Here is a 24,274-nt window from a genome sequence, read left to right as displayed (position 1 = left end):
CCTGGCAATATCTGAATGTATTAAACTTTATTGGAGAGAACTTTTGCCACAAAAAAAAGCTAGCACTGAAGAATTAAAATTGCTTCTTCAGTGCTAGCTTTGATTTTTCCAACTCATTCGTTCTTATTGACAAAGAGCTGATTTTTTTATTTATCTTTTGGAACGATATAGTTCATCAAATGTGTTTCATCGGCTGAGATTGTACGTGTCGAAACAACGTTTAATCCCTTCACGTTCATTTCAGAAATTAAGATGCTACCATCTTTAAAGACTTTTTCCACAAATGCGACATGACCATAAGTATTGTCTGCGCCTAAAACACCAGCTGGGAAGGAAACCGCTGCACCTGCTTTTGGTGTACGACTTACTTTGTACCCGCGTGCACGACCTGTTTCGCCCCAATCTTGACCATTCCCCATTGTTAAGTCCACACGTTTACCTAATTGCGTAATACGGTTGTAGACATATTGTGTACAGTTGCCCCAAGCATAACTATTAAAGGTGTCATAGTTTTTGCCATTATAGGCTGGGAAATTTGATTCCATTGGTTCAACGGTTGCTTTTTCTTTATCATAATAAGTTAAATCGTATGTTTTAATTAACGCATTTAATTTCTTATGGTAATCTTTGTCCGTTGCGTATTTTCCTGTTAGGAAACGTGTCGCTTCTTTGTATGATTTGGCTTCCGTTTTCCAGACACCATGATAGAAATCTTTATTGGAATCTAAACCATTTTTCAATAATTTCGCATAATCTTCCATTGATTCTTTATACGTTGGATATTGACGGAATTTTGCTTCTACTGTGTATAGGTTACCGAAACCATTGTCTTCATAGGTAATAAAAGAAACAGATTGACCTTTGTAATCGCCTTTAATACCAAACAAATTGTAGTTTGGTTTCTGGCTTAATTTACTATTGCCGCTGCCACTTTCTAAAATTGCTTGAGCAATCATCACACTAGCATATAAGTTTTTGTCCTTGGCCACTTTCCGAGCAGATTCACCGATTTCTTGAATAAACTCTTCTGTCTTCTTCGTTTTGCTGACCGTAAACGTCTCATCGTCTTCCACTAACCCAACCGTTTCATTTGTAACTGGTGGGACTATTTCAGGCTGCGGTGTTGACGCTGCTGGTTGTTCTACTGGCTTTTCAGCTGGCGCTGTTGGTGTCACTGGTTTCGCCGGCTGTTTTGATTCAGAAGTACTCGTGCCAGGTTTTGGCTGTTCTTTAGAAGAACTTGGTGTGGTCGTTGGCGTGGTACTTGATTCAGTTGTACTTGTTGACGTAGAATCTGTGGTTGACTCTGTTGTACTCGTCGAGGTGGAGTCAGTAGTCGATTCTGTCGTACTTGTGGATGTAGAATCCGTTGTGGAATCTGTCGTTTCGGTTCCTGACGTTTCCGTGGACTCCGTGGTTGCAGATTCACTTGATTCGGTTGAACTTTCTGTTTCAGTTGTTGATTCTTCTGTCGCTTCTGTTGTTTCACTAGTCGCTGTCGTTTCAGTGGCTTCAGCAGTTGTTGCTTCTGCGGTTGTTTCTGCGACAGAACTATTTTCAGCTACCAAGTTATTACCTTCTGCAAATGCACCTACTGGCATTGATGAACCTAAAAGTAATAAGGTAGAGAACAGGGCAAATTGTTTTTTCATACTCATTCTCCTTTTTTATTTTTCTCCATTTATTTTTATGTACCAACATATATAATTGACATAGTTATTGTTTAAATGGCTCCTTTTTTAATAGTATACTGTTTCATAAAAAATTTCTAGCAAAAAGTTAAAAAAATAGAAGAAAATTCACAAATTCTTCTATCTTTTTTTGGTAATTTTCTAAGAAAAAAAAGAAAGGGCTTGAACAAACATCAACGTCCTCTCTTTTTCTCGTTATCCTTCAAACAAAATACTTTTTTTTCGAAGTGCCTCTTTGATTTCTTGGAAAGTTTCTTCGTCTGCACAGCGAATAGTATGCAGATGGACGCCTCCTGTTAAAACTGATAGTAATGTAGCATGCTCTTTTTGATACTTGTCCATAAATTTATCAATATCTTTCTCTGATTGAATGCGCAAACTGCCGATTAATTCCCCATAAAGCGGATGTGCAATACTCACATCTACCACTTCTCCACCTTTGGCAACAATGACTGACAATTCTTCTCTCGTTTGTTCAGGTGTATGTTGACAAGCAATTTTCCGTTCAATTCCTTCTAAAGGTTGTTCCAACATATACCCTCGAGCTGTTGCGACAATTTCGACCCCTGTCGCCCGTAATAGAGCGACATCTCCTACAATAATTTGTCTGCTGACATCAAAAGCTTTTGCAAAACGAGTGGCACTAATTGGCTTTTCGGTCTCTCTTAATCTTTTAACAATCTCTCTTCTTCTGATTTCTCCATCCACGACCTTCGCCTCACTCTCCTAAATGTTTTTCTTGGAAACGTTTAGAGGCGTCCATAATTCCCTGGAAAGTCTCAGATAATGTTTCTTCATACTCGGCATTTTCAACATGATTCAGAATAGTTTCTAATACTTGTTGTTCTCTTTCAGAATCAAAAACCGCATGACCTGCTTTCTTTTTCACTGCAGCAATCTCTGCGACGACGTCCATCCGCTGTTCTAATAAACGGACCAGTTCCTTATCGATTTGGTTAATCTTTGCTCGTTGTTGTTCTAAAGAAGTTGTTGGGGCGTCATCTTCAGTCAATTCTTTAATTATCCGTGCTGGATTACCTGCGATCACACAGTTTTCTGGAAACGATTTGGTCACAACAGCACCTGCTGCCACCACTACATTATCGCCTAATGTTACGCCAGGAAGGACAATCGCTCCACCGCCAATCCAAACATTGTTGCCAATGATAATTCGTTTCCCTGATTCCATTCCGCTATTACGCTTGGCCGCTTGTAATGGATGCTCGGCTGTATAAAGTTGCACATTGGGTCCAAACATACAGTTATCGCCAATTTCGATTGGACAAACATCTAAAAAAACGTTATTAAAATTGGCATAGAAATTTTTTCCCACAGAAATGTTGTAGCCATAATCAAATTGAATCATCGGTTCGATGTACGTCCCGACACCCACTTTTCCAAACGTTTCTTCTATTAATTGACGACGAATATAAGTGTCTGGTTGTTGGTTAATTAACGCCATTTGTTCACGGGCTTTTTTGCGATCAGCCACTAATTCAGGATCTGAGGCAAAATATAGTGCACCTGCGATCATTTTTTCTTTTTCTGATTTAAATTCTTCCATTCCGTTACTCCTTTATCGTTAATTCTGCAAATATCGTTTCGGCTTTCGCTTCTAAAAAATAATAAGGTTGTTGTAAAAATAGCGGCGTTTGATTAATGGCTAAAATAGTTGCCGTTGGTTGTTTATAATGAATCAAATCGCAAAATGGATGCACTTGAAAACTCGTGCCGACAATCACGATTAAGTCGGCAGAAGCAACGGCCTGAATGGCTTTTTCAATTGCCTCTTCGGATAGTCCTTCTTCATACAAAGTAATAGCTGGACGGATTTGTCCATGACAATCAGCGTGCCGATCACTAAGCAAATAGTCTTGCCAAGGAACCGTTGCACCACAAGTTTGGCAATAACATTCATATAAATTACCATGAAAGTCCACCACTTCTTGGCTACCTGCTTTTCGATGAAGCCCATCAATATTTTGTGAAACAATTTTTCCCCGTTTCATTTGCTCTAATTGGGCCATTTTCTGGTGAATGATATTAGGTTGTGCGTCTGGATGATAGAGCGTTTTAACGAATTGATAAAACTTTTCTGGCTCTGTTTTTAAGCAAGTCCGGCTCAATAAGTATTCCGGTTGCTGGATTCCTTGATAGACACCTTTTAAGGAACGATAATCTGGCACACCTGAGGCTGTCGAGATACCCGCACCTGTTAAAAATGTGATTTTTTGTTGGGTTGCCAACCAATGAATTGCCTCGGCTTGCGTGATATCTTGCATATCGATTCAGCTCCTAATCTTCTATATTATAACGTATTTTAACATTAGCACCAAAAGTTTTTCCACTTTTTGAAAACTTCTTACCTATATATTGATTTATCTTGAAAGAGTTTGTGACAAATTTCTCAACTCGTGGTAAAATATGCATGAGTAAAAGTGAGGTGAAACAACAATGGTCGCATTTATTATTTATTGGGCTGCAATTATTGCCTGCATCGCTTGGGGCGTTTTAAGCATTTGGTTCTCTGTTTTTTATCTTTCTCGTAAAGAAAACGGAAATCTTTGGGCTTTTGCGTTCTTCAACGTTATCGCTATTATCGCCTTAGCAATTGTTTTATTAGTTTACAAAACTTGGGATTTCGGTATCTTAACTTACTCAAGTCTAATTTATACAATTTTAGCTTCTTTAGGTGTATTGACTGTTCTTCAAGCTATTTTAGGTCGTGAACCAAAAGCTGTCAAAGCTTAAGTAAAAAGCAACTGTTCCTTTAGGAATGGTTGCTTTTTTCGTATTAGTTTCTATTTCGTAGGGAAAATGTTACGTTAATTTCATGGTGTTTGTGTCCTCTTGATAAATTCCTTTGCTGGAACATATTGACTTTCTTCTGGATTTATCCTAAAATTAATAACTGAATTTAATAACTGAATAGTGCCTCAAAAAAGAGGTAGAGGTCGCGGTTTTTATTACGCTTGTGGAGTGAGAGGACACTGGGAAGCAAGTTTAGGATCAATCGCCGAAATGCATAACGGAGCCTCTTCTGTTGTGTGTTGGGACGTAAGTTAAGAGCTTGCGGACTGTCTTAGTAGTGATGCTAAGTTGTGCTATGTTTCGTTGAGGAATTTTTTTCGACATTACCTAGCAACCTTACATCTGTTTGGTTGTTTTTTTGTATTCAAAAATAGGTTGTGACAGAAGTATTCTCCTTTAAAAAGACAGAATCGCTTTTGCTCAGCTGATTATCAAAGCTTGTTGATTGAAAAAAGACAAAACGATCAATCAGACAAGAAATTTAAAGGAGAGAAAAAGATGAACAAAAAAGTTTTTTCATTCAGTCTACTACTTGTCACGCTATTTTCGTTACTTGGCATGACAACCAACGCTTCGGCGGAGGAAAATGGTGAATTTCGTGTCGGCATGGAAGCTGGCTACGCCCCTTTTAACTGGTCACAGAAAAATGACGCACATGGCGCAGTGCCTATTCAAGGCAACTCTTATGCAGGTGGCTATGATGTTCAAATTTCTAAAAAAATTGCCGATGGTTTAGGTCGTAAATTAGTAATCGTCCAAACCAAATGGGATGGCTTGGCGCCCGCCTTACAATCTGGAAAAATTGATGCCATTATCGCCGGAATGAGCCCAACCGCTGAACGAAAAAAAGAAATTGCTTTTACAAACCCTTATTATGAATCACAATTTGTCGTAATTGTAAAAAAAGATGGCAAATACGCTAATGCAAAAAGCTTGAAAGATTTAGCTGATGCTAAAATTACGGCTCAACTAAATACATTCCACTACGGATTAATTGATCAAATTCCAAATGTCAATAAACAGCAAGCAATGGATAACTTTTCAGCTATGCGAACAGCACTTGCTTCTGGCATGATTGACGGGTATGTTAGTGAACGCCCTGAAGGCATAACAGCAACTAGTGTCAATAAAGAATTAAAAATGTTAGAATTTCCAAAAGAAAAGGGCTTTGATGCTAGCGCTGAAGACTCGCAAGTAGCAGTCGGCATGCGTAAAGGCGATCCAGACATTGAAAAAGTAAACAAAATTTTAGCAGGTATTTCTCAAGATGAACGGACAAAAATTATGGACCAAGCAATCAAGGATCAACCTGCAGCAACAGATAGTGATGAACAAAAAACAGGACTTATTAACGATTTCAAAAATATTTGGAATCAATATGGCGACATGTTTTTACGTGGTGCTGGTTTAACGCTATTTATCGCGTTAATTGGGACAGTTGTCGGAACAACCCTTGGTTTACTAATTGGTGTCTTCCGTACAATTCCAGATTCTGAAAACCCAGTCGCTCGTTTCTTCCAAAAATTAGGAAATTTAATTCTTTCTATTTATATTGAAGTTTTCCGTGGTACACCAATGATGGTTCAAGCAATGGTTATTTTCTATGGTTTAGCTCTAGCTTTTGGCATCTCTTTAGACCGAACAGTGGCCGCATTATTTATCGTTTCTGTGAATACTGGTGCCTATATGTCTGAAATTGTTCGCGGAGGTATTTTCGCAGTAGATAAAGGACAATTCGAGGCAGCACAAGCGATTGGGATGACCCATGGACAAACAATGCGTAAAGTCGTTATTCCCCAAGTATTACGTAATATTTTACCTGCAACAGGGAATGAATTTGTCATTAATATCAAAGATACGGCCGTGTTAAGTGTTATCGGTGTTGCAGATTTATTCTTCCAAGGGAATGCTGCTTCTGGCGCAAACTTCCAGTTCTTCCAAACCTTTACAATTGTCGGCATCATGTACTTGGTAATGACTTTTGTGATCACACGAATCTTACGTGTTGTGGAACGTAAAATGGATGGCCCTTCTGCTTACGTTAAAGTAGAAGAATTAACTGAAGAAGGAAAAGAAAGCTAGGAGGCAAACAGATGAGTGCAATTATTGAAATTGAACATTTACGAAAAAGCTTTGGCGAAAACGAAGTATTAAAAGATATCAATATGAACGTCAACAAAGGAGAAGTTGTCACCATTATCGGTTCTTCTGGTTCTGGTAAATCAACGTTACTACGTTGTATTAATTTGTTAGAAAAACCAACAGATGGCAAAATCATCTATAATGGTAAAAATGTTTTAGAACGTGGTTATAGTTTGCCCAAATATCGGACCCATTTAGGTATGGTTTTCCAATCATTCAATTTATTTAATAACATGAATGTCTTAGAAAACTGTACTTCTGGTCAGATGACTGTCCTAAAAAGAAACAAAGAAGAAGCCAAAAAAATTGCCTTAGAAAATTTAGAAAAAGTTGGCATGGCTCGTTTTATTGATGCCAAACCTGCTCAATTGTCTGGTGGACAAAAGCAACGGGTAGCCATTGCTCGAGCATTATCAATGGATCCAGATGTTTTACTTTTCGATGAACCAACTTCTGCATTGGATCCTGAAATGGTTGGCGAAGTGCTAAAAACGATGAAAAATCTTGCCCATACTGGGCTAACAATGGTGATTGTAACACATGAAATGGAATTTGCGCGGGACGTATCCGATCGTGTTATTTTCATGGATAAAGGTGTCATTGCCGAAGAAGGGACCGCTGAAGATATTTTTGTCCATCCAAAAGAAGCTCGGACAAAAGAGTTCTTACATCGGATTTTAACGAAAAACTAGTAAAAAAGAGGCAGTCATTCTGGTTAGAGTGACTGCCTCTTTTGTTATTTTTTGTATTGACGAATCATTGGCGGTTCATAGGAATCAATAAATGCACCAATTTCTTCTAAGGAATCTGAAATGAAAATTTTAGCTCGATCCGCTTCTGTTAAGAAATTAGTTTCTACCATTTTATCAAAAAAAGCAGCTAGTAAATCATAGTAACCATTCACGTTGTATAAAATACAAGGATTCATATGTTCACCGACTCGGCCCCAAGAGATCACCTCGCTAATTTCTTCTAGCGTGCCGGGACCACCGGGTAAAGCTAAATACACATCTGCCAATTCAATCATCTTTTTCTTACGCGCATGCATATCACTGACTGTATGCATCTTTGTAATGCCATTATGTGCAATCTCTCGTTCCATTAAAAAAGTGGGCATGACACCAATTACCTCTCCACCTTCTGCTAAAAGCGTGTCAGCCACCGTACCCATTAGACCAACATTGCCACCGCCATAAACTAGATCATAGTGATTTTCTTTCATCCAAGCGGCTAACGCTACTGCAGCTTGCTGATAGATTGGCTCATTCCCCAGACTGGCGCCACAATATACTGCCATTTTTTTCACAAACATACCCTCCATTTAGATAGATTCTTTTTTACCATCTATCCTCTGGTAGCTATGGTAGCATATTTTGATTTTCTCGAAAAGGTGCAGCCATTTTTCTTTTCGTTTTAAAAGTATTTGAATTTTCAGACAATAAATGCTATAGTCTTTTTATATTTTAAAATTTCAGAAAAAGGAGCCCTATTATCTTGTCTACCTCACTCACTATTCGCTTAGTTGCCGAAGCCGATTGGCCCGCATTACATGCCTTGGATCAAATCATTTGGACAAAAAAGAATACCCCTGCCGAGATACAACCACTCTCGCTTGCGGCATATCAGGAAAAAATGAAGGATGAAACGATTTTCGTTGCCATCAGCGGACAACAACTTGCTGGATTTATTGAAGTCCATCCGCCCACTTCGTTAGCAGCTCATCAAAAGCAATGGCTACTAAGTATTGGCGTTTCGCCAGATTTCCAAGATCAAGGGATTGGTGGTTCTTTGTTGTCGTATATCAAAGATATGGCTGAGATAAGCGGGATTCATAAGCTGAGTTTGCGAGTAATGGCTACCAATCAAGAAGCCATTCGATTCTATGAAAAACATGGTTTTGTGCAGGAAGCACATTTTAAAGAAGAATTTTATATAAATGGACACTATTGTGATGATTATCAGTATGCTTATTTCATAGAAAAATAAGAAAACCAATGTTTTCTATAAAAACTGGTTGCTCTCTGTTTCTTCTTCTGTTATTTTAAATAATAAGACAATATTAAGGAGTGTGAATCTATGCAAAAAAAGTTAGTTTGGCGTGATTATCTATACGTTGGTTCAATGTTATTCGGTTTGTTTTTCGGTGCTGGAAATTTAATTTTCCCTGTACATATGGGACAAGAAGCGGGGGCTTCCGTCTTTTTAGCAAACTTGGGCTTCTTAGCCACTGGAATTGGCTTACCTTTTCTTGGTGTCATTGCTATGGGTGTTTCTAAAAGTTCAGGTGTTTTTGACTTAGCTTCTCGGATTAATCGTCGTTATGCTCTTATTTTTACCTTACTATTATATTTAACGATTGGTCCTTTCTTTGCTTTACCAAGGTTAGCAACTACTTCTTTTGAGATTGGTCTTGCACCATTTGTTCCGAAAGACTTGCAATGGCTGGTTCTTGCTGGTTTTTCCGCATTATTTTTCTTAGCTGTTTGGCTCTTCTCTAGAAAGCCAAGTAAAATCTTAGATTATGTGGGTAAATTTTTAAATCCGTTATTTTTAGCATTGCTAGGAATTTTGATTGTTTTAGCCTTTGTAAAACCATTAGGTCATGTGGCCAGTGCCGCTGTTGGTGAAAATTATATTTCAAGTCCTTTCTTTAAAGGATTTACAGAAGGTTATAATACGCTGGATGCTTTAGCTTCATTAGCTTTTGGGATTGTTGTCGTTTCCACTTTACGAAATATGGGCGTCGAAAAACCAGGAGATATCGCTAAAGGAATGATTAAATCAGGTGCTTTCAGTGTTGTATTGATGGGGATTATCTATACCTTACTTGCTTATATGGGAACAATGAGTATCGGGGCTTTTCCAATCAGTGAAAACGGCGGGATTGCCTTAGCCCAAATTGCCAATTACTATTTAGGCCTACCAGGGAGTATTTTACTGGCTTTTATCGTAGTTCTTGCTTGTTTAAAAACCGGTATCGGCTTAAGCACAGCCTTTTCTGAGACTTTTGAAGAAATGTTTCCGAAAGTTTCCTATCAAAAATTCTTGGCAATTGTTGTTATTTTACCAGCTATTTTTGCAAATGTCGGCTTAACCAACATCATTCAATTTGCCGTTCCAGTCTTGATGTTCCTTTATCCATTGGCGATTACTTTAATGCTTTTGGTAATCATCAGTCCTATTTTCAAACATCGACGGGAAGTCTATCAAGCAACGACCTATATCACATTGATTGCTGCTGTTTTAGATGCATTAAATAGCGCGCCTGCCTTTATCAAAGATACGGCGTTTGTAACAACGCTTTTAGAAAAAGCCGGCCAATACTTACCATTGTTCACTATTGGTATGGGCTGGGTCGTTCCAGCAACGGTTGCTTTTCTAATTAGTTGGGTTTGGGTCATGATTTCTAAAAAAGATCCTATTCTTGATTAATTCTTACCAAAACGACACTAGAAAAAATGCGGAAGCGCATCTTTTCTAGTGTCGTTTTTATGTATATTCGTTGTACCAAACTCTTGACTATGGTAAATTGAAGTTACCAACAAGTACTGGAGGAAATTGCCCATGTTAGTTACAACAACCGAGAGAATTAGCGGTCAAGAATATGAAATTATTGGAGAAGTTTTCGGGTTAACCACACGTTCTAAAAATATGTTTAAAGATTTAGGTGCTGGACTAAAAAGCGTAGTTGGCGGTGAAATCAAAGGTTACACTGATATGCAACGAGAAGCACGCGACCAAGCAATCGAACGTTTAAAAGCAGAAGCCTCTAAATTAGGTGCAGATGCCGTTGTGATGATGCGTTTTGATTCTGGCACAATTGGCACAGACATGCAATCTGTCGTGGCTTACGGAACAGCTGTTAAATACATCTAAATTTTGCAACTAAAAAGACGCAGACCTTTTCTTGTAAGGTCTACGTCTTTTTAGTTTTCATATTTCACTTCTGCTAAATACAATCCTTCTGGATGAGCAGTCGGACCTGCTAAATTTCGATCTTTGGCTGCGATAATTGCTGGAATCGCGGTTGGTTCCAGCCGCCCATTGCCGATTTTCAATAGCGTACCAACTAAAATCCGAATCATTTTGTACAAGAAACCATCGCCCCGAAAAGTGAATGTTAATTCATCCCCCGTTTCATTGACATGAACACTGGCTTCATGAATGGTTCGGACTTTATCTTCTACCGAACTTCCTGAGGCACAGAAAGAGGTAAAATCATGGGTGCCTAATAAATCAGGCAAAGCTTGTTGGATTTTTTCGAGATCAATGGGATACGGAAAATAACTAGCATAAAAACGTCGAAATGGACTTCGCGGTTTGCCAATATCCACTTTAAATTGATAGGTTTTTTCGATCACATGATAACGTGCATGAAAGTCTTCTGAAACACGTTCCACGCTGCGCACAGCAATGTCTTCGGGTGTTTGTGTATCTAACGCAAAGCGCATTTTTTCCAACGGACGTTCCTGCGGATAATCAAAGTGAATCACTTGGCCCATTGCATGAACACCTGCATCTGTTCGTCCTGAACCAAAAACCGTCACGGAGCGTCCATTATTCATGCGTGCTAACGTTTTTTCTATTTCTTCTTGAACGGTACGCTCATTAGGTTGCTTTTGAAAGCCATGAAAATGAGTGCCATCATAGGCAATGATTGCTTTATAGCGGGGCATAATTTTTCTTCACCTTTTCTAAGTTCTTAATACAAATAAGCCAATGGTTAACAAGACAAAGCCAAACATTACTATTGTATCTCGTAGGTGCCAATGAAGAATGCGGTATTTTGTCCGTCCTTCACCACCTTGATAACCTCTTGCTTCCATGGCAGTCGCTAAGTCTTCCGCACGATTAAAACTACTTACGAAAAGCGGAATCAAAAGTGGAACAATAGCTTTCATTTTTTGAAGTAAGTTTCCTTCACCAAAATCAACACCACGGGCACGTTGAGCATTCATAATCTTTTCCGTTTCATCCATTAATGTTGGGACAAAACGTAAGGCAATTGATAACATCAATGAAACTTCATGAACTGGAAATTTCACTACATGAAGTGGGCGTAGCAAATATTCAATCGCATCTGATAACTCTAATGGTGCCGTCGTTAAAGTTAATAACGTTGACATGAAAATAATTAAAACAAAACGACAGAAAATAAATAGCCCATTCGTCACACCAAACTGGGTTATGGAAATAATTCCCCACTGAAAGTACACTTCCCCCCCTTGTGTAAACAAGGTTTGAAGAGCCACAGTAAACAGAATTAGCCATAATAATGGCCGAACACCGCGGATAAAGAAGCGGGCGCTGATTTTTGATAATGAAATAGCAAAAGCAGTAAAGGCTGCTATTAAAACATAACTCTGCCAATTATTTGCTAAAAAGATAATTCCAATAAAATAAAAACTAGCTAATAATTTTGCACGCGGATCTAAACGATGGATAAAAGAATCGCCTGGAATATAACGCCCAAAAATCAATTTATTCATCATTTTGCCTCACCTGCTTCCTGCATTTTTTTCAGAAGCTGATCGGCTAATTGATCGGCCGTTAATGGTAATTGCTCAAAAGAAAAGCCTTTTGCCACTAATTTTTCAGCAAATTCGGCTGCAGTTGGCACGCCTAATTGTTTTTCTTTCAGCCATTGTGTCTCTTGAAACACTTCTTGTGGTGCTCCCGCTCGGACGATTTGTCCTTTTTCTAAAACAATCACGTGATCTGCGTAATTAGCCACGTCATCCATCAAATGTGTCACTAAAACGATGGTCATATTATGTTCCTTATGCAGACGACTAAACATCTCCATCATTTCTTTACGACCCTTAGGATCCAAACCAGCAGTCGGTTCGTCTAATACTAAGACTTCTGGTTCCATCGCTAGCACACCAGCAATTGCGACACGGCGCATTTGACCACCTGATAACTCAAACGGAGAATGTTGTAAGTATTTTTCATCTAAGCCGACTAAATCAAGCATTTTCTTAGCTAATTTTTTCGCTTCTTCGTCTGAAACACCAAAGTTTTTCGGTCCGAAAGCGATGTCTCGCTCCACTGTTTCTTCAAACAATTGTGCTTCTGGAAATTGAAAAACGATCCCAACTTTTTTACGAATTGGTTTTAAATTCTTATTATCAGTTTCTGGCGTAATTACACGCTCTCCAATTGTCACTTGGCCTTTAGTTGGTTTCACCAAAGCATTTAAATGTTGTAATAGCGTTGATTTGCCACTGCCAGTATGTCCGACAATCGCTGTATAAGAGCCGTCTTGAATCGTTAAATTAATATCGAATAATGCCCGTTGCTCAAAAGGAGTATTGGGTTGGTAAGTAAAATCTACTTGTTTAAAACGGATGTCCATAACCAATCCACCATCCCTTCTTCTGTTAAATAATTCGTTGGCACAACAACGCCACGCTCTTTCAAAGCTACTTTTAATTTTTCAGGAAACGGTAAATCCAAGCCCATTTCAACAAGCGCTTCTCCTGCAGAAAAAATCTTTTCTGGTGTTCCTTCGTTTGTCAATTGTCCTTGGCGCATCACTAAAATACGATTCGCATTAGCCGCTTCATCAATATCGTGGGTAATAGAAATAACTGTTAAATTACTTTCTTCTTTAATCTTTTGAATGGTAGCAATTACTTCTGCACGACCTTCTGGATCTAACATACTTGTCGCTTCGTCTAAAATAATAATATCTGGTCGCAAAGCAACCACACCAGCGATAGCTACTCGTTGTTTTTGGCCGCCAGATAGCCGAGCAGGTTCTCGCTTGGCAAAATCTAACATACGAACCCGTTCTAATGCATCGTGAACACGTTCGACCATTTCATCACGCGGAATACCTTGATTTTCTAAACCAAAAGCCACATCGTCTTCGACTGTTGAACCGACAAATTGGTTATCTGGATTCTGAAAAACCATTCCTACCATACGCCGGATATCCCAGACGTTTGCTTCATTTAATTCTTTGCCGCCAACTTTGATAGTCCCAGCAGCTGGCAGTAACAGCCCATTGATCGTTTTGGCTAACGTTGATTTACCAGAACCATTATGGCCAATAATAGCGACCCATTCGCCTTGTTGAATGGAAAAAGACACATCTTTTAAAGCGGGAGAAGCATCTTCTGGTTGATAATTAAATTGGATATTATTTAGTTCAATGATTGGTTGCATCGCATACTCCCTCAATCTATTTATTCTTTCTAACACTACCAAAAAAGTAGCGTTTTTTCAATCATCTGTTCTGATTCTTCACACTATTTTTTATTATACCAAAAGAACGGTCATTATGGGAGCTCTTATCTGTCTTGACAGGTCTATTTTTCATAAAAATAACTTCTTGTTCTCATAAAACAAGAAGTTACTGATTTTCTTTTAAAAATGTGTCTTCAAATATTCAAACGCATATTGGGCATATAACTCAGCACCCATTGCCATCGCATCTTCATCAATATTAAAACGACCATGGTGATGTGCCCACTCCGTATCTTTCTCTGGATTACCACTTCCCACTAAGGCAAAACAACCAGAAGCATGTTCAGTATAATAACTGAAGTCTTCGCCACCAGTTGTCGGCTCTTCTTGTCTTAAGGCCGCTTCACCAAAATTTTCCTTAATTAGTGTTTGGGCAAACAAGGCATCCTGCTCATCATTAATCACTGGCAACGTCCCATATTGATAATCTAACGAAGCCGTCCCACCGTAAATAGCGGCTGTTTGTTCCGCATAGCGTTGTAGCGCCTGTTCTACTCGATTACGCGTTGCTACACTAAAGCAACGAACCGTTCCTTCTAAACGTGCATTCTCAGCAATCACATTAAAACGGGTCCCCACATCCATCCGTCCAATCGTGACAACTACTGGATCTAAAGGATCTGTCTCCCGAGAAACAATCGTTTGCAGATTCATCACGAAAGAAGAAGCTATGACTGCCGCATCAATACAAGCGTTTGGCATGGCACCATGGCCACCACGGCCTTTAAAATCAACAGAAAAAATATCTGCGGATGCGAAACTTGAGCCCACTCGACACGAAGCGGTTCCTACAGGCATTTGTGACCAGATATGTAAGCCAAATACATCATCAACACCGGTCATTGCGCCTTGCGCAACCATTGCTTTAGCACCTTGCGCATTTTCTTCAGATGGTTGAAAAATTAACCTTACTGTTCCCTGAAGTTCTTCCTGGATTTCTTTTAATACTTTAGCCACTGTTACTAACATCGCGGTATGGGAATCATGCCCACATGCATGCATCTTGCCAGCTTCTAAAGATTTATAAGCTAAATCTTCATTTAATTCCTGTACAGGTAAGGCATCCATATCCGCCCGCAGCGCAACCACTCGGCCTGGTTTGCCGCCCACAATTTCAGCAATTAAACCCGTCGGTTCTGTTTTGCGATAAGTAATTCCTAATTGATCAAGAACTGCCGCTACTTTTTCTGTCGTTCGAAATTCTTCAAATTGTAATTCTGGATGTTGGTGTAAATCCCGTCGAAAAGCAATCATTTCTTGTGCATGCTGCTTGACTAGTGCTTTGATTTTTTTCATACTTACGCCCCGTTTCTACAAACTTAATAAAATACTTGAAAAAATACCCGCTAAAATAACCGAAACAATGGTGACTGTTACGAAACCTGCCACTAACATCGGTGGCATTAAATGGCTCGTTAAAGCCGCCTGTTCTTGTTCATCTTCTGTCAATGATTGAATCACTTCATTAGTAATAATATAATCGGCTGGAAAGCCATATAAAGCTGTCAACGAAACAGCGAATGCCATCTCTTTACTCACACCTAATACACGACCAACAATTGCTGAAAAGATGTACATCCCGATAACACCAATCACAATAATCCCAATCATTGGTAAAAATAAATCCATCAACATTTCAGGTGTGGCTTGTTTTAAGCCATCAAAGACAAAAAGCATTAACCCTAAAATCGCAAAACCAAAGCTATTTGCTTTCTGCAATGGTTGCTTTTCTAAAAAGCCTAAAGACGTTGCAATCACGCCAAAACATAAACACAGCACAAAAGGACTAATCGTCACAAACGGTGCCGTCCACACAGAAACATAATAAGCAAGTGTGGCAACTAAGGCTAAACGTAAAATTCGTGAATAATCTGTATGATATCGTTTGGGTACTTTTTCAAATAGTTTAGGCACATCTGGTTCTGCTCCTGTTTCTTGCCCCTCTTGTTCATGAACCGGCTGCCATGTCCCTGCTCGATATTCTTGAAGCTTCCGCTTTCCTTCTTTTTTTAGAACAATTGAAGTTAAGGGATAACCAGCAAACCCTTGAATGACATAAATTAAAATTGCCAAAACCGAAAGTGAGGCTAAACCAGCTGATTGAGCCGCTTCTGACATTACTAATGAAGAAACTAAACCTCCTACTAACGGCGGGATTGCAACTAAAACTGTTTTTAAGTCAAAAACAAAAGTCCCCACAGCTAACAACAAGGCAATAATGCCCAGAATACCTGACAAAGCAATCACAATCGTTTTCCATTGATTAACCAATTCTTTAACAGAGAGCAGAGTGCCCATATTAGTAATCAACAGATACATTAATAAAGTGGCAACCACTGTAGGAATCCCTGCCACTTCCACAATATTTTGTGGAAAAATAGTCCAATAACCAAGAATAAATAAAACACCACAAACAAAAACGGATGGAATCCAAGCTTTTGTTTTGATAGAAACTACATCACCAATGTATAAAATAACCATCAGCAACGAAAAAGCAAACATTTGCGACATATAATTCCCCCTTCTACTAACTCAGATGTTTAATTATCTGAAAATTCCAATTAATAATCAGTATAACAAACCGGAAAAGCTTCTGCAATGCTTTTAAGAAACAAAAAAGCTTTGAGAAAACAGCGTTTTCCCAAAGCAAAAAAAAATCACCTTTATATGATGAGTGCTCCCCTGCTAAAGCCATCTTTAGCAGGGAAAGCAGAGCTAGACTCGGAGTCGCCTCCAACATCATAACACTCTAAAAGAAACATCTATAAAGTGATCGGTTTATTAATTATTTAACAAATTCGATAACTACCATTGGTGCTGCATCGCCGCGTCTTGGTTCTGTCTTCAAGATACGAGTGTAACCACCTTGGCGTTCCGCGAAACGAGGTCCTAAATCGTTAAATAGCTTTTGTAAAGCTGATTCAACAACGATAGACTCATCTTCTTCACGAACACTAGCAACTTCATTACGAACGAAAGTAGCTGCTTGACGACGTGCATGAAGATCTCCACGTTTACCTAAAGTAATCATTTTTTCTACAGTTGAACGTACTTCTTTCGCACGAGCTTCAGTAGTTACGATGCGTTCGTTGATGATTAAATCAGTTGTAATATCACGTAGCATAGCTTTACGTTGGCTTGATGTGCGTCCTAATTTACGGTAACTCACGTTGGGTTCCCTCCTTCGTTTCTGTTCTCACGAGCCACTGCTGTTAAGCAGGACTGGAAACTTCGTAAAAGTCTTAATCGTCCTTACGTAATCCTAACCCTAGATCATGCAATTTAAGTTTTACTTCTTCAAGAGATTTACGACCTAAATTACGTACTTTGATCATTTCTGGTTCAGATTTGTTTGTAAGTTCTTGTACAGTATTAATGCCTGCACGTTTTAAACAGTTATATGAACGAACTGATAAATCAAGTTCTTCAATCGTCATTTCTAGCATTTTCTCTTTTTGAGTTTCTTCTTTTTCCACCATGATTTCAGCGTTTTTCGCTTCGTCAGTAAGGTTTACAAAGATATCTAAATGCTCAGTCATGATTTTCGCAGCTAAACTTAGTGCTTCTTGAGGAATGATTGAACCATCTGTCCATATTTCCATTGTTAATTTGTCGAAATCATCACGACGACCAACACGTGTATTTTCTACTTGGTAGTTAACACGACGAACGGGTGTGTAGATGGAATCAACTGGAAGTACACCGATTGGCATATCTTCTTTTTTGTTTTCGTCTGCTTGAACATAGCCACGACCAGGTTTCACTGTTAAGCGAGCATGGAAAGTAGCTCCTTCAGCAACACTACAGATAACTAAATCTTTATTTAGGATCTCAACATCACTGTCCACGATAATATCGCCGGCAGTCACGGTAGCGGGTCCTGTAATATCGATCTCAAGGGTTTTCTCTTCTTCAGCATATAATTTCAATGCTAAGCCTTTAATATTCAAAATAATTTGTGTTACGTCTTCTCGTACACCTGGAATGGTTGAGAATTCGTGTAAAACACCATCGATTTGAATATTCGTAATTGCAGCTCCTGGTAAAGAAGACAATAAAATACGACGTAGAGAGTTACCTAAAGTAGTTCCGTAACCGCGTTCTAATGGTTCAACGACGAACTTACCATAATCTCTATTTTCATCAATTTTTTCGATTCTTGGTTTTTCAAATTCAATCATTCTTATCTATACCCCTTTCAAAACGAAAAGTGTCTTGTTCAATGACGTTCCTAATTCAAACTCAGAATGAGTGGCGCTCATTAAACACGACGGCGTTTTGGAGGGCGGCATCCATTATGAGGAACTGGAGTCACGTCACGAATTGCAGTCACTTCTAAACCTGTTGCTTGTAATGAACGAATTGCTGCTTCACGTCCAGAACCAGGTCCTTTAACTGTTACGTCTACAGTTTTAAGTCCATGTTCCATTGCCACTTTAGTTGCGGCTTCTGCAGCCATTTGAGCGGCAAAAGGAGTTGATTTTTTGCTTCCTTTAAAGCCTAATGATCCTGCTGATGACCATGCTAATGCATTACCATGTGTATCAGTAATCATTACGATTGTATTGTTGAATGTAGAATGGATATGTGCTACACCTGATTCTATATTCTTTTTGACACGGCGTTTACGACTAACTTTTTTTGCTGCCATGAAGTTCTAACCTCCTTCACTTAGGAATTATTTTTTCTTGCCTGCTACTGTTTTAGTAGGGCCTTTACGAGTACGTGCATTATTTTTCGTGTTTTGTCCACGAGTTGGTAATCCACGACGGTGACGGATTCCACGGTATGAACCGATTTCCATCAAGCGTTTGATGTTTAAGTTCACTTCACGACGAAGATCCCCTTCAACTTTTAACTTATCAATTTCCGCACGAATCGCATCTGTTTGTTCGTTTGTTAAATCACGTACACGAACATCTTCAGATACGCCAACGTTTGCTAAAACTTTTTTAGCTGTAGTGTTACCAATACCATAAATGTAAGTAAGAGAAACTACTACACGTTTGTCACGAGGGATGTCTACTCCTGCAATACGAGCCATTATTCGTTACACCTCCTAATTATCCTTGACGTTGTTTATGTTTTGGATTTGCTGGGCAAATAACCATAACACGTCCTTTACGGCGAATTACTTTACAATGTTCACACATTGGTTTTACTGATGGTCTTACTTTCATGATAATACCTCCTGTGGTTTTACGGAGTACAATTATTTAAAGCGATAAGTAATACGGCCACGCGTTAAATCATACGGTGATAATTCAACTGTTACTTTGTCACCAGGTAAGATACGGATGTAGTGCATACGGATTTTACCTGAAACAGTAGCAAGAACTTGGTGTCCATTTTCTAGTTCGACTTTAAACATTGCATTCGGCAAAGTTTCGACGACTGTACCTTCGACTTCAATCATATCTTCTTTTGCCACGCACAGTACCTCCTTGTACTTGTTTCGCGTTTTCACACGATAAAACGGCGGAAACTCCAGCTCCCACCTAGAAATTCTCAACTAACTTCGTTATTCATTTTGATGTCACAAAACTGTAGAAGTCGGACTGATATATTCTACCATATTTAGTTATGTTTTGGCAAGAGAAACTGAATACAACAACAGGGTTAAACTGCGGGCAATTGGAAATTAGTTTTCGTCAATGATTTTTTTCACATCAGAAAAAACAGTATCGATTTCGCGATTGCCATCGATTGTATGCATCAAGCCTTGTTCTTTATAGAAAGCTAAGATTGGTGCGCTACTTTCAATGTTGACTGCCAAACGATTTTTAACCGTTTCGGGCTTATCATCTTCTCTTTGGTAGAATTCATGTCCGCCACAGCGATCACAAGTGCCTTCAACTTTTGGCGGGTTGAATAATTTATGATACGTTGCGCCACATGTGCGACAGATGAATCGTCCAGCTAAACGCTCGATTAATACATCTTCTTCTACATGGATGTCAATGACAGCATCAATTTTTTTGTTTAATTCTTTAAGCATTGTATCTAATGCTTTTGCTTGATCCAGTGTACGTGGGAAACCATCTAATAGGAATCCTTTGTCTGTATCTGGTTCAGCAAGGCGTTCTTTAACAATTCCGTTTGTTACTTCGTCAGGAACCAGTTCACCTTTATCGATATAAGATTTCGCTTCTAGGCCCAAGGCAGTTTCATTTTTCATTGCTGCACGGAACATATCTCCAGTAGAAATATGTGGAATGCCATACGTATCAATGATTTTTTCTGCTTGGGTGCCTTTACCTGCTCCAGGTAATCCCATTAAAATGAGGTTCATATATTCTCCTCCTAATTTTAAAGACCGGCTTATGAAGCTAGCCATATGTGAGAATGGTGCTGAGGTAAAACCTCAACACTCGATTCTTACTTATTGATAAAGCCGACATATTGACGTTTCATCATTAATCCTTCTAATTGTTTCGTTGTTTCTAATGCAACCCCGATAACGATTAGTAAACTTGTTCCACCTAAACCGATTGATTGAGGTAAGTTCCAAACCATTTGCGCAATGATTGGAAGTAAAGCAACAAGTCCTAGGAAAATTGAGCCGACAACACTTAATCTCATTAACACGCCAGATACATATTCTTCTGTACCTTTACCTGGCCGCACGCTTGGAATGTAGCTTCCTTGTTTTTGTAAGTTTTCCGCTAATTTCTCAGGGTTTACTTGAACAAATGCATAGAAGAACGTAAACGCAACGATTAGGACAGTATAGATGATTGCCCCTGGAACTGTGTTATAACTGAAGATTTTTGTCATAATGTCATACCAATTTTCACCAGCGAATTTTGATGAGAAAGCTTGTAAAATGGCATTTGGTGTTGCAATTAACGAGCTGGCAAAGATAACTGGAATAACCCCAGCAGCATTTACTTTTAACGGTAAATAACTACTTGTTGGTGCACCAGAAACACGTTTTGTATATTGGATTGGAATCTTACGTTCTGCTTGTTGGAAGAACGTTACGACTGTAACAATCACCAAAATAGCAATAACTAAGATTGCAATGAAAATAACAGATTGCCAAATACGAGAAGACTCGATATTGACGAAGTAATCTTCATAGATTTCTTTGACTGCTCCTGGCAAACGGGAAATAATCCCGGCAAAGATAATCATTGAAACACCATTTCCGATTCCTTTTTCTGTAATTTGTTCACCCATCCAAGTCACAAACATCGTCCCAGCAGTTAAAATAACTGCAATCATCACAAAGGTACCTAAGGTTGGATTGTTGACAATCCCAGTTTGACTTAAGCTATTAAAACCAGCAGTGATCCCCATTGACTGAGCCACACCCAAGACAATCGTTAGATATCTTGTTGCTTGATTTAATTTCTTACGCCCAACTTCCCCTTGTTTTGACCATTCTACAAATCTAGGTACAATATCCATTTGCAATAGTTGAATAATAATAGAGGCTGTAATGTATGGCGAAACCCCCATCGAGAAGATAGAGAAGTTTTGCATGGCACTACCACTCACCATATTCAACATATTCAAAAAGGGTAAGCTACTTAAATCAGACAATCCCTTTGCATTCACCCCGGGCACAGTAATGTGCGCACCTAGGCGAAATACAAACAAGATTAAAACTGTAAATAAGATTTTTGATCTAATGTCTTTGACTTTAAAGGCGTTCTTTAATAGCTTGAACAATTAGATCACCTCGATTGAACCACCAGCAGCTTCGATAGCTTCTTGTGCTGATTTCGAGAATTTAGCTGCTTTCACAGTTAATTTTTTCGTTAACTCACCATCTGCAAGAACTTTGATTCCCGCTTTTTCGTTTTTAACGATTCCTGCTTCTTTTAGGACAACAGGAGTTACTTCTGTTCCATCTTCAAAACGGTTTAAAGTATCTAAGTTTACAACAGCGTAATCTTTACGATTAATGTTTGTAAACCCACGTTTTGGTAAACGACGGAATAATGGAGTTTGACCCCCTTCAAATCCTAAACGAACACCACCGCCTGAACGGGCTTTTTGCCCTTTTTGTCCACGGCCAGCTGTTTTACCATTACCAGATGAAGTACCACGTCCAACACGGTTACGTACTTGGCGTGAGCCCTCAGCAGGTTTTAATTCATGAAGTTTCATAGGTTTGGCACCTCCTTAAGCAATCTTCTATTACAAATCTATAAATCTTAAACTTCTTCTACGTCCACTAAATGTGAAATAGTGTTAACCATACCTTTGATTGCTTCATTGGCAGGTTTTGTAACAGTACTATTCACTTTACCTAAACCTAACGCTTTAACTGTAGCACGTTGGTTTTGAGGACGTCCGATAACACTGCGTTTTAAAGTAATTTTTAATTCAGCCATTATTTTTGTCCTCCTTAACCGATAATTTCTTCTACAGATTTACCGCGAAGTGCTGCCACTTCTTCGGCACGTTTTAATTGTTTTAGACCTTCAACAGTTGCGCGAACAACGTTAATAGGTGTGTTTGAACCTAGTGATTTAGATGTAATATCTGCTACACCAGCTAATTCCAATACGGCACGAACTGGTCCACCAGCAGCTACCCCAGAACCTTCTACTGCAGGTTTCATAAGGATACGGCCGCCACCGAATACGCCAATTACTTCGTGCGGGATAGTAGAACCAACCATAGGCACTTCAACTAAGTTTTTCTTCGCGTCTTCGATTGCTTTACGGATAGCTTCAGGTACTTCTTGTGCTTTACCAGTACCGAAACCAACGTGTCCGTTTTTGTCACCGACAACAACTAAAGCTGCGAAACGTAAACGACGTCCACCTTTAACAACTTTTGTTACACGGTTGATCGCTACAACGCGGTCTTCTAATTCCAAATGTTTTGGATCAATATAAACCATGAATGGTGTTCCTCCTTCTCCTAAAATTCTAGTCCATTTTCACGAGCAGCTTCAGCTAAAGCTTGCACGCGGCCATGGTAAAGGTATCCACCACGGTCGAAGACTACTTTTTTGATGCCTTTTTCAGCGGCACGTTCAGCAACTAGTTTACCAACAGCTGCAGCTGTTTCTGTTTTTGTTCCACCTGAAATTTCTTTATCCAAGGCAGAGGCACTTGCTAGCGTCACACCCGCTACGTCATCAATGACTTGCGCGTAGATGTTTTTGTTAGAACGGAAAATGTTCAAGCGTGGGCACTCAGCAGTACCAGAGATTTTGTTACGTACACGACGATGTCTCTTTTGACGTGTTTTGTTTTTATCTGGTTTTGTAATCACAATTTTCACCTCTTTGATTTAATGTTTACTACTAATATTTCAAGCAGTCAGCAGATTACGGAAAAGAGAAGCTGGCAGACAAGACAAAAGCATTTTATTGGAAAAATCCCATAAAATGACAGTTGCTTGTTGTTGACTTCTGTTTTCTACACAGCTGTTATTATTTACCAGTTTTACCTTCTTTACGGCGTACAAATTCACCAACATAGCGAATCCCTTTGCCTTTATAAGGTTCTGGAGGACGAACGCCACGGATGTTAGCAGCTAATTCACCAACAACTTCTTTGTTGATGCCTTTAACGATAACTTGTGTGTTCGCAGGTACTTCAAATGTTACGCCTTCTGGTGCTGTCATTTCGACAGGATGAGAATAACCAACGTTTAAAGTTAATTTGTTGCCTTGTACTTGGGCACGGTATCCGACCCCGATAAGTTCAAGTGCTTTTTGGAAACCTTCAGAAACACCAACAACCATGTTGTTGAAGTTTGCACGAGTTGTTCCGTGGATTGTTTTCATTTCTTTTGAATCGTTTGGACGAGTGAATGTCACTTCGTTTCCTTCGATGTTCATTTTGATATCAGAAGAAAATTCGCGTGTTAATTCACCTTTAGGTCCTTTAACTGTAATGTTGTTTCCGTCTTGCTTGATTTCAACACCAGCAGGAAGAACAACAACTTTATTACCAATACGGCTCACTTAGAGACACCTCCTTGTGTATTTTTTAGAATTACCATACGTAGGCGATTACTTCGCCGCCGATATTTTTCGCTCTAGCTTCTTTGTCAGTAATTACACCCTCTGATGTAGAGATGATTGCAATTCCTAGACCGTTTAATACTTTTGGTACTTCGTCAGCTTTTACGTATGCACGTAAACCTGGTTTAGAAATACGTTTTAAGTTTGTGATAACACGTTCTTCGTTTTTACCATATTTTAGGAAAACACGGATTACGCCTTGTTTGTCATCTTCGATGTATTCTACGTCGCGGATAAATCCTTCACGTTTCAGGATTTCTGCGATATCACGTTTGATTTTTGAAGCAGGTACTTCTAAAGTTTCATGTTTAACCATGTTCGCATTACGAATGCGAGTTAGAAAATCTGCAATTGGATCTGTCATGACCATTGAACTATTTAC

Annotated in this window: 32 protein-coding genes and 1 riboswitch; of the genes, 6 read left to right on the top strand and 26 right to left on the bottom strand. The window is 39.0% G+C overall.

Features of this window, described 5'->3' with window-relative positions; genetic code table 11:
• Window positions 1–146: 146 nt before the first annotated feature.
• The 4 genes from IGL32_RS00945 to IGL32_RS00930 form a co-directional block, all read right to left on the bottom strand.
• A complete protein-coding gene (locus IGL32_RS00945) occupies window positions 147–1,658 on the bottom strand; it encodes a glucosaminidase domain-containing protein (RefSeq protein ID WP_002378718.1) in 1,512 nt (503 codons plus the stop codon).
• Window positions 1,659–1,886: 228 nt separating this feature from the next.
• Window positions 1,887–2,399: a transcription repressor NadR gene (locus IGL32_RS00940; RefSeq protein ID WP_002356248.1), complete on the bottom strand. Its 513-nt coding sequence runs from the start codon at window positions 2,397–2,399 to the stop codon at window positions 1,887–1,889.
• A 10-nt stretch (window positions 2,400–2,409) separates the two neighbouring features.
• Window positions 2,410–3,255, bottom strand: coding sequence for a chorismate mutase (locus IGL32_RS00935; protein ID WP_002363448.1), 846 nt, complete (start codon window positions 3,253–3,255; stop codon window positions 2,410–2,412).
• 4 nt (window positions 3,256–3,259) lie between these two features.
• On the bottom strand, window positions 3,260–3,973 hold the full coding sequence (locus tag IGL32_RS00930; RefSeq protein ID WP_002381369.1) for an NAD-dependent protein deacylase: 714 nt from the start codon (window positions 3,971–3,973) through the stop codon (window positions 3,260–3,262).
• Between the two features lie 172 nt (window positions 3,974–4,145).
• Here IGL32_RS00930 and IGL32_RS00925 point away from each other — a divergent pair, with 172 nt between their 5' ends.
• The 3 genes from IGL32_RS00925 (at window position 4,146) to IGL32_RS00915 (ending at window position 7,336) form a co-directional block, all read left to right on the top strand.
• Complete coding sequence (locus tag IGL32_RS00925; protein ID WP_002356244.1) at window positions 4,146–4,442, top strand: hypothetical protein; 297 nt, start codon at window positions 4,146–4,148, stop codon at window positions 4,440–4,442.
• A gap of 189 nt (window positions 4,443–4,631) precedes the next feature.
• Window positions 4,632–4,806: riboswitch (Lysine riboswitch) on the top strand.
• 194 nt (window positions 4,807–5,000) lie between these two features.
• Window positions 5,001–6,584: an ABC transporter permease subunit gene (locus IGL32_RS00920; protein WP_010706796.1), complete on the top strand. Its 1,584-nt coding sequence runs from the start codon at window positions 5,001–5,003 to the stop codon at window positions 6,582–6,584.
• A gap of 11 nt (window positions 6,585–6,595) precedes the next feature.
• A complete protein-coding gene (locus tag IGL32_RS00915; protein ID WP_002356242.1) occupies window positions 6,596–7,336 on the top strand; it encodes an amino acid ABC transporter ATP-binding protein in 741 nt (246 codons plus the stop codon).
• Between the two features lie 44 nt (window positions 7,337–7,380).
• On the opposite strand, the gene IGL32_RS00910 is transcribed toward IGL32_RS00915, so the two are convergent.
• On the bottom strand, window positions 7,381–7,965 hold the full coding sequence (locus tag IGL32_RS00910) for a TIGR00730 family Rossman fold protein (protein ID WP_002387512.1): 585 nt from the start codon (window positions 7,963–7,965) through the stop codon (window positions 7,381–7,383).
• A 173-nt stretch (window positions 7,966–8,138) separates the two neighbouring features.
• Between IGL32_RS00910 and IGL32_RS00905 the strand changes: the two genes are divergently transcribed.
• The 3 genes from IGL32_RS00905 (at window position 8,139) to IGL32_RS00895 (ending at window position 10,520) form a co-directional block, all read left to right on the top strand.
• Window positions 8,139–8,630 (top strand): GNAT family N-acetyltransferase, encoded by a 492-nt coding sequence (locus IGL32_RS00905; RefSeq protein WP_002359358.1) that lies wholly within the window; start codon window positions 8,139–8,141, stop codon window positions 8,628–8,630.
• 90 nt (window positions 8,631–8,720) lie between these two features.
• Window positions 8,721–10,076, top strand: coding sequence for a branched-chain amino acid transport system II carrier protein (gene brnQ, locus IGL32_RS00900; protein WP_002361550.1), 1,356 nt, complete (start codon window positions 8,721–8,723; stop codon window positions 10,074–10,076).
• A gap of 132 nt (window positions 10,077–10,208) precedes the next feature.
• On the top strand, window positions 10,209–10,520 hold the full coding sequence (locus IGL32_RS00895) for a heavy metal-binding domain-containing protein (RefSeq protein WP_002381365.1): 312 nt from the start codon (window positions 10,209–10,211) through the stop codon (window positions 10,518–10,520).
• A 50-nt stretch (window positions 10,521–10,570) separates the two neighbouring features.
• Here the strand turns inward: IGL32_RS00895 and truA are convergent, their stop codons facing one another.
• The 21 genes from truA to rpsH form a co-directional block, all read right to left on the bottom strand.
• Window positions 10,571–11,320, bottom strand: coding sequence for a tRNA pseudouridine(38-40) synthase TruA (truA, locus tag IGL32_RS00890; protein WP_002370657.1), 750 nt, complete (start codon window positions 11,318–11,320; stop codon window positions 10,571–10,573).
• A gap of 18 nt (window positions 11,321–11,338) precedes the next feature.
• The gene (locus IGL32_RS00885) at window positions 11,339–12,136 is read right to left on the bottom strand and encodes an energy-coupling factor transporter transmembrane component T family protein (RefSeq protein WP_002379226.1); all 798 of its coding nucleotides are present in this window, start codon (window positions 12,134–12,136) and stop codon (window positions 11,339–11,341) included.
• Window positions 12,133–13,002 (bottom strand): energy-coupling factor ABC transporter ATP-binding protein, encoded by an 870-nt coding sequence (locus IGL32_RS00880; RefSeq protein WP_002381364.1) that lies wholly within the window; start codon window positions 13,000–13,002, stop codon window positions 12,133–12,135. The genes IGL32_RS00885 and IGL32_RS00880 overlap by 4 nt, the downstream gene beginning before the upstream one ends.
• The gene (locus IGL32_RS00875) at window positions 12,978–13,817 is read right to left on the bottom strand and encodes an energy-coupling factor ABC transporter ATP-binding protein (RefSeq protein ID WP_002359354.1); all 840 of its coding nucleotides are present in this window, start codon (window positions 13,815–13,817) and stop codon (window positions 12,978–12,980) included. Before IGL32_RS00875 ends, IGL32_RS00880 begins: the two co-directional genes overlap by 25 nt.
• 201 nt (window positions 13,818–14,018) lie before the next feature.
• Window positions 14,019–15,194, bottom strand: a complete 1,176-nt coding sequence (locus IGL32_RS00870; protein ID WP_002370653.1) for an amidohydrolase — start codon at window positions 15,192–15,194, stop codon at window positions 14,019–14,021.
• Window positions 15,195–15,209: 15 nt separating this feature from the next.
• Window positions 15,210–16,409 (bottom strand): DUF819 family protein, encoded by a 1,200-nt coding sequence (locus tag IGL32_RS00865; protein ID WP_002356229.1) that lies wholly within the window; start codon window positions 16,407–16,409, stop codon window positions 15,210–15,212.
• Between the two features lie 16 nt (window positions 16,410–16,425).
• On the bottom strand, window positions 16,426–16,638 hold the full coding sequence (locus IGL32_RS00860) for a hypothetical protein (protein ID WP_002387511.1): 213 nt from the start codon (window positions 16,636–16,638) through the stop codon (window positions 16,426–16,428).
• A 45-nt stretch (window positions 16,639–16,683) separates the two neighbouring features.
• Window positions 16,684–17,067 (bottom strand): 50S ribosomal protein L17, encoded by a 384-nt coding sequence (rplQ, locus tag IGL32_RS00855; protein WP_002356228.1) that lies wholly within the window; start codon window positions 17,065–17,067, stop codon window positions 16,684–16,686.
• Between the two features lie 73 nt (window positions 17,068–17,140).
• Window positions 17,141–18,079, bottom strand: coding sequence for a DNA-directed RNA polymerase subunit alpha (locus IGL32_RS00850; RefSeq protein ID WP_002356227.1), 939 nt, complete (start codon window positions 18,077–18,079; stop codon window positions 17,141–17,143).
• Between the two features lie 80 nt (window positions 18,080–18,159).
• Window positions 18,160–18,549 carry a 30S ribosomal protein S11 gene (gene rpsK, locus IGL32_RS00845; RefSeq protein ID WP_002356226.1) on the bottom strand — a complete coding sequence of 130 codons (390 nt, stop codon included), beginning with the start codon at window positions 18,547–18,549 and terminating at the stop codon, window positions 18,160–18,162.
• A 27-nt stretch (window positions 18,550–18,576) separates the two neighbouring features.
• Window positions 18,577–18,942, bottom strand: coding sequence for a 30S ribosomal protein S13 (rpsM, locus tag IGL32_RS00840; protein WP_002356225.1), 366 nt, complete (start codon window positions 18,940–18,942; stop codon window positions 18,577–18,579).
• A gap of 19 nt (window positions 18,943–18,961) precedes the next feature.
• A complete protein-coding gene (rpmJ, locus tag IGL32_RS00835) occupies window positions 18,962–19,078 on the bottom strand; it encodes a 50S ribosomal protein L36 (RefSeq protein WP_002288710.1) in 117 nt (38 codons plus the stop codon).
• Window positions 19,079–19,110: 32 nt separating this feature from the next.
• On the bottom strand, window positions 19,111–19,329 hold the full coding sequence (infA, locus tag IGL32_RS00830; protein WP_002356224.1) for a translation initiation factor IF-1: 219 nt from the start codon (window positions 19,327–19,329) through the stop codon (window positions 19,111–19,113).
• Between the two features lie 210 nt (window positions 19,330–19,539).
• Complete coding sequence (locus IGL32_RS00825) at window positions 19,540–20,190, bottom strand: adenylate kinase (RefSeq protein WP_002356223.1); 651 nt, start codon at window positions 20,188–20,190, stop codon at window positions 19,540–19,542.
• Between the two features lie 86 nt (window positions 20,191–20,276).
• Window positions 20,277–21,575, bottom strand: coding sequence for a preprotein translocase subunit SecY (gene secY, locus IGL32_RS00820; RefSeq protein ID WP_002359350.1), 1,299 nt, complete (start codon window positions 21,573–21,575; stop codon window positions 20,277–20,279).
• On the bottom strand, window positions 21,576–22,016 hold the full coding sequence (gene rplO, locus IGL32_RS00815; protein ID WP_002356221.1) for a 50S ribosomal protein L15: 441 nt from the start codon (window positions 22,014–22,016) through the stop codon (window positions 21,576–21,578).
• 47 nt (window positions 22,017–22,063) lie between these two features.
• The gene (gene rpmD, locus IGL32_RS00810; RefSeq protein WP_002356220.1) at window positions 22,064–22,243 is read right to left on the bottom strand and encodes a 50S ribosomal protein L30; all 180 of its coding nucleotides are present in this window, start codon (window positions 22,241–22,243) and stop codon (window positions 22,064–22,066) included.
• A 14-nt stretch (window positions 22,244–22,257) separates the two neighbouring features.
• Window positions 22,258–22,758, bottom strand: a complete 501-nt coding sequence (gene rpsE, locus IGL32_RS00805) for a 30S ribosomal protein S5 (RefSeq protein ID WP_002356219.1) — start codon at window positions 22,756–22,758, stop codon at window positions 22,258–22,260.
• 20 nt (window positions 22,759–22,778) lie between these two features.
• The gene (gene rplR / locus IGL32_RS00800; RefSeq protein ID WP_002356218.1) at window positions 22,779–23,135 is read right to left on the bottom strand and encodes a 50S ribosomal protein L18; all 357 of its coding nucleotides are present in this window, start codon (window positions 23,133–23,135) and stop codon (window positions 22,779–22,781) included.
• Window positions 23,136–23,295: 160 nt separating this feature from the next.
• Window positions 23,296–23,832, bottom strand: coding sequence for a 50S ribosomal protein L6 (gene rplF / locus IGL32_RS00795; protein WP_002356217.1), 537 nt, complete (start codon window positions 23,830–23,832; stop codon window positions 23,296–23,298).
• 31 nt (window positions 23,833–23,863) lie between these two features.
• Complete coding sequence (rpsH, locus tag IGL32_RS00790) at window positions 23,864–24,262, bottom strand: 30S ribosomal protein S8 (protein WP_002356215.1); 399 nt, start codon at window positions 24,260–24,262, stop codon at window positions 23,864–23,866.
• Window positions 24,263–24,274: the final 12 nt, after the last annotated feature.

The organism is Enterococcus sp. AZ035 (assembly GCF_050548325.1).
Classification (GTDB): Bacteria; Bacillota; Bacilli; order Lactobacillales; family Enterococcaceae; genus Enterococcus; species Enterococcus faecalis.
The sequence above is the reverse complement of the archived record's forward strand: the minus strand, read 5'-3'. Positions and strand labels throughout refer to the sequence as shown.